The sequence below is a fragment of the Candidatus Cybelea sp. genome (assembly GCA_036489315.1).
Lineage (GTDB): Bacteria > Vulcanimicrobiota > Vulcanimicrobiia > Vulcanimicrobiales > Vulcanimicrobiaceae > Cybelea.
Map to the genome: position 1 here is coordinate 140311 of DASXFZ010000044.1, position 9993 is coordinate 150303.

At 65.4% G+C, this 9993-nt stretch carries 12 protein-coding genes; 5 read left to right on the forward strand and 7 right to left on the reverse strand.

All coding sequences use genetic code 11. The features are described 5' to 3' along the window. Positions 1-55 precede the first annotated feature (55 nt). The gene (locus VGG51_09840; protein ID HEY1883324.1) at positions 56-1027 is read left to right on the forward strand and encodes an amidohydrolase family protein; all 972 of its coding nucleotides are present in this window, start codon (positions 56-58) and stop codon (positions 1025-1027) included. A gap of 51 nt (positions 1028-1078) precedes the next feature. Further along, entirely contained in the window at positions 1079-2050 is a 972-nt protein-coding gene (locus VGG51_09845; GenBank protein ID HEY1883325.1) for an aldo/keto reductase, read from the forward strand. On the opposite strand, the gene VGG51_09850 is transcribed toward VGG51_09845, so the two are convergent. Further along, on the reverse strand, positions 2047-2508 hold the full coding sequence (locus tag VGG51_09850) for a hypothetical protein (protein HEY1883326.1): 462 nt from the start codon (positions 2506-2508) through the stop codon (positions 2047-2049). The two genes, VGG51_09845 and VGG51_09850, sit on opposite strands and share 4 nt — an antisense overlap. A 26-nt stretch (positions 2509-2534) precedes the next feature. Between VGG51_09850 and VGG51_09855 the strand changes: the two genes are divergently transcribed. Then, complete coding sequence (locus VGG51_09855; GenBank protein ID HEY1883327.1) at positions 2535-3413, forward strand: PhzF family phenazine biosynthesis protein; 879 nt, start codon at positions 2535-2537, stop codon at positions 3411-3413. Beyond that, complete coding sequence (locus VGG51_09860; protein ID HEY1883328.1) at positions 3410-4138, forward strand: hypothetical protein; 729 nt, start codon at positions 3410-3412, stop codon at positions 4136-4138. The genes VGG51_09855 and VGG51_09860 overlap by 4 nt, the downstream gene beginning before the upstream one ends. Before the next feature lie 10 nt (positions 4139-4148). Here VGG51_09860 and VGG51_09865 read toward each other — a convergent pair whose 3' ends face one another. The 5 genes from VGG51_09865 to VGG51_09885 all read right to left on the reverse strand — a co-directional run bounded on the left by VGG51_09865 (position 4149) and on the right by VGG51_09885 (position 8806). After that, complete coding sequence (locus VGG51_09865; protein HEY1883329.1) at positions 4149-5159, reverse strand: hypothetical protein; 1011 nt, start codon at positions 5157-5159, stop codon at positions 4149-4151. Next, positions 5156-6937, reverse strand: a complete 1782-nt coding sequence (locus tag VGG51_09870; GenBank protein HEY1883330.1) for an amidohydrolase family protein — start codon at positions 6935-6937, stop codon at positions 5156-5158. Before VGG51_09870 ends, VGG51_09865 begins: the two co-directional genes overlap by 4 nt. Position 6938: 1 nt before the next feature. Continuing rightward, positions 6939-7412, reverse strand: coding sequence for a PaaI family thioesterase (locus tag VGG51_09875; GenBank protein HEY1883331.1), 474 nt, complete (start codon positions 7410-7412; stop codon positions 6939-6941). 81 nt (positions 7413-7493) lie between these two features. Continuing rightward, positions 7494-7844 carry a VOC family protein gene (locus VGG51_09880; protein ID HEY1883332.1) on the reverse strand — a complete coding sequence of 117 codons (351 nt, stop codon included), beginning with the start codon at positions 7842-7844 and terminating at the stop codon, positions 7494-7496. A 47-nt stretch (positions 7845-7891) separates the two neighbouring features. After that, positions 7892-8806 (reverse strand): TIGR01777 family oxidoreductase, encoded by a 915-nt coding sequence (locus VGG51_09885; GenBank protein HEY1883333.1) that lies wholly within the window; start codon positions 8804-8806, stop codon positions 7892-7894. A gap of 126 nt (positions 8807-8932) precedes the next feature. Between VGG51_09885 and VGG51_09890 the strand changes: the two genes are divergently transcribed. Continuing rightward, positions 8933-9700 carry a hypothetical protein gene (locus VGG51_09890; GenBank protein ID HEY1883334.1) on the forward strand — a complete coding sequence of 256 codons (768 nt, stop codon included), beginning with the start codon at positions 8933-8935 and terminating at the stop codon, positions 9698-9700. A 74-nt stretch (positions 9701-9774) separates the two neighbouring features. On the opposite strand, the gene VGG51_09895 is transcribed toward VGG51_09890, so the two are convergent. Beyond that, a partial coding sequence (locus tag VGG51_09895) for a hypothetical protein (protein ID HEY1883335.1) occupies positions 9775-9993 on the reverse strand: 219 nt, incomplete at its 5' end.

Consider the following 9993-nt stretch of genomic DNA (forward strand, 5'->3'; position numbering starts at 1 on the left):
CCGCAGCCCAATATTCTAAACCGGGCGCCGCAATCACTTACTCATATGGAAGGGTTTGAAGACGTTGAAAAAGATCGCGCTCGAAGAAGCCTTCACCGCGCCGGGGCTCGAGAAATATTTGGAGCGGACGTTCGAGCTCGTTACCGACCGCAAGCCCCGAGCCGCACTGCAGGGACTGCTGGAGGACCTCTCCGACCGCCGCATCGCCGCCATGGATGAAGCGGGTATCGATCTGTTCGTTCTCTCGCAGACGAGCCCGGGCGTGCAAGTCGAGAGCGACGCGGCTACCGCGGTCAGACTCGCGCGCAGCGCGAACGATTTCCTCCACTCGCAGATCGAGCTGCACCCCACGCGCTACCGCGGTTTCGCACACCTGGCGATGCAGGACGTCTCCGCCGCCGCCGACGAGCTCGAGCGATGCGTCCGCGATCTGGGATTCCTCGGCGCGCTGATCAACGGCAACACAAACGGTGTCTACCTCGACGACGAGCGTTACTTCCCGTTCTGGGAGCGCGCGCTCGACCTTGGCGTGCCAATCTACATCCATCCGGCCGACCCGTTCGTCCAGCCGCACGTGCTCGACGGCTACCCCGAGATGCAGGGCGCGGTGTGGGGATGGTCGACCGACAACTCTTCGCATTTTCTACGCCTCCTGTTCGGCGGAGTCTTCGATCGCTATCCGCAGCTTACGATCGTCCTGGGCCACATGGGCGAGACGCTGCCCTATTTTGCGTGGCGCATCGACGGCCGGTACGCGCTCACGGAGCAAGGCCAAGGGCACAAGCTCGCCAAAAAGCCATCGGAGTACTTCCGCTCGAACCTCATCGTAACGACGACGGGCGTCTGCCAAGACTCCGCGCTGCTGTGCGCGCTGGCGGAGCTCGGCGACGATCGTGTGGTCTTCTCGGTCGACTATCCGTACGAAGAAACAAAAGAGGCGGCTGATTGGATCGACCGAGCGCCGATTGGCACGGACCAGCGCGAGAAGATCTGCTACCGCAACGCGCAACGGGTATTGCACCTCTAAAAGAGATCCGCCGGGCAGTTAGCGAGGCCGTAAACGCGGTAAGAAGAAGCGATGGAACAGCGCAGGCTTGGAACACAAGGGCTGACCGTATCGGCTCTGGGTTTGGGATGCATGGGGATGAGCGGCGCGTACGGCACCCCCGACGAACGCGAAGGGATCGCGACGATCCACCGGGCGCTCGATCTCGGCATCAACTTCCTCGACACCGCGGAGGTGTACGGTCCCTACCGCAATGAGGAGCTCGTCGGTAAGGCGATCGGGGATCGGCGCGCGGGGGTCGTCGTCGCCACGAAGTTCGGATTCACGGTCGCCGACGGTACGCGCGGCGTCGACGGATCGCCGGCGAATGCAAAGCGGGTCGCCGACGAGTCCCTGAAGCGCCTCGGTATCGACGTGATCGATCTCTATTATCAGCACCGCCGCGATCCGGCCGTGCCGATCGAGGAGACGATCGGCGCGATGAAAGAGCTGGTAGAAGCCGGAAAGATACGCTACCTCGGCCTCTCGGAAGTCTCTGCCGAGACTCTGCGGCGAGCCAATGCCGTTTATCCGATTAGCGCGCTGCAAAGCGAGTACTCGCTCTGGGAACGCGGCGTCGAGGAGGAGATTCTTCCCGCGGCGCGCGAGTTGGGCATTGGATTTGTGCCGTACAGCCCGCTCGGGCGCGGTTTCCTCACCGGTACGCTCGACGTCAACAACCTCGCTCAGAACGACTTCCGCAGGAATCACCCGCGTTTCTCGGGCCGCAACGCGCAAGCCAACGAATCGCTCGTCGCGGTCGTGCGCGAAGTCGCCGGAGAGTGCGGTGCGGCGCCGGCTCAGGTCGCGCTCGCGTGGGTGCTCTCGCGCGGCGACGACGTCGTTCCGATTCCTGGGACCAAGCACGTGCGCTATCTCGAAGAGAACGTTGCGGCGCTCGATCTGCACCTGAACGCCGAGCAGCTGGAGCGGCTCGAGGGGCTAGCCGCGCGCACCGCCGGCGATCGCTACGCTCCCGACATGCTCAAGCTGGTCGAGCGCTAGGGGCCCGACTCCTTCGGCTGCGGCCGGCCGCCGACGACCAGTACGTTGGAGAGCATTCGGCGTCGGCCGAAGCTCGTGTGAAAGCGGCCGGTCACGGTCTGTTTGCTGCCGTCGGCCACGCCGCTTGCGCCGAAGGCGATCACGTTGATGCACGCAGTATCGCACAGCTCGTACCGGGTCGCGCTGCCGCGAGCCGTCTGCCGGGTTACCGCGTTCTTCGCGGTTCCCGAGACCGTAATGTCCTGTTGGTCGTAACTCGCCGGATCGGCACTCACAGCCGATACTGCGACCGTCTGGCTGCTATGCCCGCAGGCCGTGACCGAAGCGATCGCCGCCGCGAGCAAGCTAAGTCTGAGCAGATGATTCATCCGGAGAATATTCTCCGCAAAGTGATTGTCACCGGCCGGCGCTCCGAATACGACGCTGCCGCCCTCGCGCGAGCGCAACGAAAAGCGCACCGCGACGATCTAACGAAGTAGCGCTCATGGATTGGGATTACTCGATCGTCGATGTCTTCACGCAGACGCCTCTGGAAGGGAACGCGCTCGCGGTTTTCCACGATGCCGCCGGGCTCGATGCGCCGACGATGCAAAAGATCGCTCGGGAGACGAACCTCTCCGAGACAACCTTCATTTTTCCGCCGGAACGCCCGGCATCGGCGGCACGCGTTCGCATCTTTACTCCTTCCAAGGAGATGGTCTTCGCCGGTCACCCGACGGTTGGGACGGCCTGGGTGTTGCGGGAGATCGGGCGAGTTCCCCGCGAGCAGACCCGTTTCGTGCTCGACGAAACCATCGGTCCCATCGACATACGCGTCGACGACGAAGGCTTGGTCTGGCTGCGAACGCCGCCGATTCGCACGTTGCGCGAGTACGACGCGGAAGTGAGCGCGGCGGCCATCGGCTTGCAGCGATCCGATCTGCTCGAGGGCGTACCCGTACAAAACCGCAGCGCGGGCAGTCCCCTGATCTTCATTCCGCTTCGCGACGCGGCGGCGGTCGATCGGGCCGAGGTCGACTCCGCTGCGTTGCGGCGTCTGCTGGCTAACGAGAGCGAGCCGACGGGCGTCTTCGTTTTCGCGCCGTCGCCCGCGGGAGCATATTCGCGGATGTTCGGCAACAATCTCGGAATTGCAGAGGACCCGGCGACGGGCGGAGCAACAGGGCCGCTCGCCTCTCTGATGATGGACTATTCGCTCGTGCCGCGAGCCGCCGGCACGCGCTTCGTGAGCGAACAGGGAACGAAGATGGGACGGCGCAGCCTGCTGCACGTTTTCATCGACGGCGAGGGCGGCGAACGTGGAATCGAGGTCGGCGGCCACGTCGCTCCCGTCGCGAGGGCGACGCTGCAGCTGTCGCGATGAACGGCGTGCTCTTCGGCATCGTGCTTGCGGTCACGCTCGCACAAGCGGCTCCCGCGCCGGTGTACCACGCGTCTGCGCCGGCCGTTCACGCAGCGCCCCCGCCCGCAATGCATGCAGCGCCCGCTCCCGCCATGCACCCCGCACCCGTCTACCATCCGGCACCCGCACCTGTCTACCATCCGGTACGCGCGCCCGTCTATCACGCTTCGCCGGTCTATCATTCCGCAACGGCGCCGGTCACGCACCCGGCACCGCAGATCGTGCGCCCGGCACCGGCGCACTCGAAGCCGGCAGCAACTCACTTCTACGCGCCCAATGCTTCGTACGCGAGCGGACCGTACCGCCTCTGGCGTGGGCCCGTCGTCGGCAACCCGCGCCGTTGGCGCTGGTGGGCCTGGAATCGTTACGCGATATGGTATCCGGTCGCCTCATATTGGGGCGGCGGATTTTGGGGCCGATGGTCGATGCTCAACCCGCCGGCACTCTATGGGGCGGTCGCCGACTACGACGATCGGCAGCTCTTTGCGTCGTACGATGTCGCGCCGCAGAGCCCGGGAGCGCAGCTGCTCTCCGATTACAGCCTCATGCAGACGCAGTGCGGCCCGGCGAATCTCGTCGTGATTTGGGGACCGGATAACAGCGTGATCTGCGCGTATCCAAACGGGCTCGTCGGCGCCGGAAATTACGAGCTCGATCCCGCGACGCTTACGCTCCGATCGCTTTAAAAGCCGGCCGCTAGACGCGTCCGGCGGCGGCGCAGCTCGCCCGGCTGCCGCCGAAGAGTACCGCCAAACCGCAGGTCGAGTCGAACATCCGGCGGTTGTCGTGCGGAACGCCGCGGACGAACGCGTAGGTTTGATTCGTTCCGGCGGGATGGCGCTGCGTAACATAGGCGATAAAGTACTTCGCGCGGGCGAATCGATACGGCCCTTGAGCTTCGCCGCCGCAGCTCTTATCGAGATCGTCCTCCTTCGGATTGGTGTCGGCCGTGCCCATCAAGTACGTAACGTCGCGCCTGACGTAACGAGACTCCAGTTCTGCCACGCTGCCGGCGACGTACGGAGGCGCGCCGCTCAATCCGTAGCGCCACTGATCGAAGTCGGGGCAGTCCTTCGGCGGGAACGGCCGCCAGTCGGTAAAGTAGAAGTATGACGAAGGGTTCGAGACGACGAGCGACACGCGCACTCGCCCGGCTCGATCGAGCTGCGGCGCCTTTCCGACGACGGCATAGCGCTGCACGATCTGTCCGCCGGCCGAATGCCCGGCGATCACGATTTCGCGCATCTTTGGAAAGCGAGTGCGGTCGGAGAGGCGAGCGATCATCGCATCGAACACGCTGTAGCTGCTGATCGGCGCCGGCGCGACGGCATTCGAACCCCCGGGCCACTTTCCCCTCCAGTAGAGCGTCTTGGGCGAGACGTTCTGCCCCGCGAGTTCGCTGTGCTCGACGAACTGCGGCGCGATGACGATCGTCCGGTCCAGTGACTTCGCCGCGTTCGCGGCGATGACGCCGGTATCGAAGTAGTAGTCGGCGTCGCGCAGCACGCCGTGGACGACGATCAGCGCGCGCGTAACGTTCGGATCGCCGTCGAGCGACGAGGTTCCGAAATACCGGGCGTAGCCGCTTCCCGCGGGCGTCACCACCAGGAACTGGCGGTTCGCGAGTCTTCCGGCATTGTCGGGCTGCGGCGTCGTCGTCACCGGTACCGCGACCGTGAGCAGCAGGAGGGAAAGCAGCCAGTTCACGCTTGCGCCTCCGCTCGGGCGATCGCGCCGCTGCTGACGGTATACGTGACCGTCGCCGTGCGCGTGCTGCCGTCGGCAAAGCCGGTGAGCGACTCTTTATCGGTTACGGTCACGCCGTTGACGCTGCGGTCGACGATCTCGACGTGCAGGTGCGGATTGGCCGCGAAGAGCTGCGCGTACGCAGCGGCAATCGCCGGTCGCGTTCGTACAAAGGCGCTCGGGCGAACGACGACGCCGTCCTGGGCATAGGCTTCCGCGAAGACCTGCGCGTCGTGATGGTTGTACGCGTTGACCTGGCGCTGGACGATCTGCTCGGGGCTTTCGTTCAAGATTGCGCCGGCATCGAAGAGGCGCCCGTCCTTGACAACGAAGCGCACCGAGCCCAATGCCGCGATGTCGGCGAGCGGATTAGCGTCGAGAACGACGAGGTCGGCGAGCGCACCGCGCTCGATGCGGCCCAAATCGGTGCGGCCCATCATCGCCGCCCCGCCGCCGGTCGCGGTCAGTAGAACCTGCTTCGGCGTGAGCCCCGAGGCGACCATCGCGAGCGCCTCGTCGTAGAACGACGATGCGTGCTGCGTGCCGATATTCCCCGCGTCGGTACCGGCGGCGATGCGAATCCCGGCGTCGTGCACGCGGCGGAGATTGCGCATCGCGGCGTAAGGCGGCGCGGGCGCCCGCCGCTGCCGTATTCGCTCGAGCGTCTCCGCCGGCAGCGCCGCCTCGACGTCGGTCATGTTGAAGAGCGTTCCTACGATATCGGGGTTAGCGACGCGCAAGTCGTTGGCGGTGAGGTTCGGCCGGCCCGCAAAGGTATAGCCGTAGTTGCCGACGACGATCAGCGTCGGAACGTAGATGACCTTGCGCGATCGTACGAGATCTAAGAACGCGTCGTCGACGTCGGTATCGAAGACGCTGTGGGCGAGCACATCGGTCCCGGATTCGACGGCGAGGCGTGCGGTCTCCAACTCAGTCGCGTGGATCACAACGCGCGCGCCGTGCGCGTGCGCGTACTCGATCGCCGGCGCGGCGATCGGCTGGAACGCGGCCGCCGGGTGCTCCGGGCCGACGATCCACCAGAACTTCACGAAGTCGGTGTGCGCCGCGAGCTGGCGGTCGATCAGCTTCTTTGCATCGTCGACCGAGTCGATCTTGACGATCGGCGGATCGTTGTTGGGATCGAGGATGCTCCGCTCGACGCTGGAGAGCAGCGGCCCCGCGACCATCACGCGCGGGCCGGCGTTCGTTTGGCCGGCTTGCGCGCGGACGTCGTAGTTCCAGAACGGCCCGCCGACGTCGACGACCGACGTAATGCCGGCCCGCAGATAGCGCGCAAACGTGTCCGAAAGGTTCGCGTGCACCCACTCGATCTCATCGGTGTAGGGTCGCACGGAGCGCAGATCGATCGCATCGGGACGAGTGTAGAGGCCCCCCGACTGAAAGAAGTGGACGTGGCTATCGATCAATCCGGGGATCACGTAGCGGCCGGCAAGGTCGACGCGAAAGGCCGATTCGGGGATCGCGACACTGCCTCGCCGCCCGACGGCTTCGATGCTCTGCCCGCGCAGCAGGATGACCGAGTCCGGCAGCGGCGTCAAATCGCTGCCCACCAACGCCGTCGCGCCGATCAGCGCGGTCAGTTCGCGCCCCGTGTTGAGATTCTGCACGTTTGGAGCACCCGCGACCGTCGGCATGACCGGAAGCGCGCTCAAGGCCGCAAGGCCGCGGAGCGCATCGGCGCGGGTCATCGTGTGAAATGGTGATTGAAAGAAACACATATCAAAGCAGCCTCATATACGTGACCTGTGCGACGGCGACGAGCGTGCCGTCGTCGCGCCAGAGATTTGCGGCGACCGGCACGAGGGTTCGGCCCCGTTTGATCGCCTGTGCGAAGAGCCTGACGTCGCTGCGCGCGGGCGCGAGAAAGCGGATGCTCATGTCCGTCGTCGTCACGCGCGCCTCGGCGCCCCAAATCGTGAGCGCGGTGATCGCGGCGGCGGAGTCTGCGGCGGTCATCAGCAGTCCGCCATGAAAGGAGTCGAAGATTCCGTCGAATTCGCGCGCTCGCGCAACCGTGCAGTCGACGCAGCCGACTCCGAGCCGGACGTCGGAGAAGCCGAGATTGTTGAAAATGGGAATCGAGCGCATGCGCTCGCGCACGGCGGCCTCTGCTCCGGGTTCGAGGGGCGGCAGCTCGCCGGCGTAGGGCGCCATCAACAACCCGGCGGCAAGCGGCGTCGTGCGTGCGCTCATGGATCCCAGGCTTTCGAGCTTACGCGAGCAGTGCCTCGATGGCGTATCCAAGCCGGGCCAGGCCGGCCTCGGAGCTGCCGGTTACTCCGGGCCGTAGAACGACAAGTGATGACCGTCGGGATCTCGGAAGTTGACTGCCCAGGCCTGCGCGTTGACCGGCCGCGGTTCGTTCACAAAGGCAATGCGTTCGCGCAGCGCGTCGTACGCTTTACCGACACTGGGCACCCCAAATACGCACTCGTGGGAGTGATCGCCGGGAGCGGGGGCGGTGAACTCCTGCGTCACCGCGAGCGTCGTCGCGCCCGTATCGAAGAAGACGAAGCCGCCGAAGCGGCCGGATTCGCGCAAGCCGAGTACCTCGGTATAAAAGCGAACCGATCGCTCGAGGTCGCTCGAACCCAGCATCGTCAGCGCGAAGGTGCAATTTTCCACCGGGATACCTCGCTTTCGTGGGCCGGCAAATAGTTAGTTCGAGGCCGCTATCCGAGCAGCTCGCAGAGGTCGGCCTCCAACTGCGGATGCGCCCAGACGAATCCGGCGTCGAGCGCCGCTTGCGGCACGGCGCGCTGGCCGCCCAAGACCGTCTGCGCGAATTCGCCGAGCGCAAGCCGCAGCGCGATCGCCGGCGCCGGCAAAAACGCGGGACGGTGAAGCGCCGCCCCCAGGGCGCGCGCGAACCGCGCGTTGGTCGCGCTCTCCGGCGAAACGGCGTTGACCGCGCCGCGCAGCGTCGCGCGTTCGAGCGCAAAACAATAGAGCGAGGCGAGGTCGCGCACGTCGATCCACGGCACGAACTGGCGTCCCGTGCCGAGCTGACCGCCGGCAAAGAGCTCAAACGGCCGCTTCAACTGCGCGAGCGCGCCGCCGGTGCGCCCGAGCGCAAGGCCGGTGCGCATTCGTACGGTGCGGATGCCGAGCGTTTCGCACTGCGAGGCCGCCGCCTCCCACGCGACGCAGACGCCCGCGAGAAAATCGTTCCCCGGCGCGGCGCTCTCGGTCAGTAGTTCGTCGCCCCGGTCGCCGTAGTAGCCGACCGCCGAAGCACAGACGAGCACCGTGGGCCGCCGCTGCAGTTCGCGTAAGCTCGTCGCGAGCGTCTGCGTTCCGGCGATCCGCGAATCGGCGATGCGCCGCTTTTTCTCCGGTGTCCAGCGGCCGGAGACCGATTCTCCCGCCAAGTGAATCACCGCGTCGGCGCCCGCGAAGGCCTGCGGATTCGGCGTGCCGTTCGGATCGAAAAACCGTGTCTCGAGGTCGTCCTCGGAAGGGTGCTTCGCGCTGCGGCTAAGTGCGATCGGACGTGCGCCGCGCGCACGCAGTGCGGCGATGATTTCGCGGCCGACGAAGCCCGAGGCTCCCGTAACGGCGACGGTCGTGCCCGGCTGGAAAGTCACCGGAGATGCAGGCGCGGCTTCATTGGGCCTATGATAGCCGAAAGATTTGACCTTCAAACGCCGCCATGGTAGGTTAGATTCCGACAAACCGGCGGGACAACTTACTACTACGAAAGGTCACAAAACGTGAGCACGCATGCGCGTATTATGGCCGTTGCGCTCGTTTCTCTTGCCGCCTGCTCCGGTTCGAAGAATCCGGCGATTCCGACGGAGTCGAACGCCCTCGTGCCGCAGAGCATTTCCTCCGCCGATTTCAAGCGGGTCGCCGCTTGGGGCTCCAACGGGCAGAAAGCGGTGGCACAATGTCCGCAGGGCTACCGCGTCGTCGCCGGCGGCTCCAGCAGCAGCGACGGCAGTTCCGTTGGGACCGGCGTCCCGGACTCGACCCACACCGCGTGGGTCGTCAAACCGCAGTCGAGCGTTTCGGCCGAAGCCTTCGCATCGTGTCTGCGGACGTCGCTTGCCCGAAAGACGTTTCGTTGGCTCTCGGCCGCAGCGTCCTCGGGGCTCGCGGCGGCACAGTGCCGCCCGAACTACATGTTGGTTACCGGCTACGGAACCGGCACGGTTACGACGTCATGGTTTAATCCCGCCACCAACACCTATTGGGTGGGCGGAGGCGGCACCGCGTTTGCGTCGTGCGCGCGGCTGGGCTCGGGCATCGTCATCAAACACGCGTGGAACAAGAGCCAGAAACCCAAAAATGTCTTTGCCGGCTGCGGCGACGGTTATACGGTCATCGCCGGCGCGATGGGAGACAACGCGTGGCCCGGACCGCCGATTCAACAGCATCCCGGCATCCCGGCCAGTCCGGGACGTCACGGCTACACCGGATGGTGGACGTTCAGCAACGCGCAAAATGAGCTGACGTGGGCGGCCTGCGTTAAGGGCTAAAGAGATCGGCCCGGCCGCGCGCGGTTTTTGCTAAACCGTTTGCGGGCCGGGCCGGCAGTTTTGCTTGACGTCGTTTACTTAACGCTTACGTTGACGGAGGTCGACGGGATGCCGTTGGCGACGACGACGATGGTGCTCGCGCCGCTGTCGATCTTTTTCGGCGTGTCGAATTTCACGGTCACCTGCTGACCGGGCGCGATCCCCGAGTTGCTCTCGTCGTGCGTCCGCGCGTAGAAGACGTGGCCGGTCTTTCCGTTGGTGATGCGCACGAGCGGATAGCTCGTTCCGTTCTG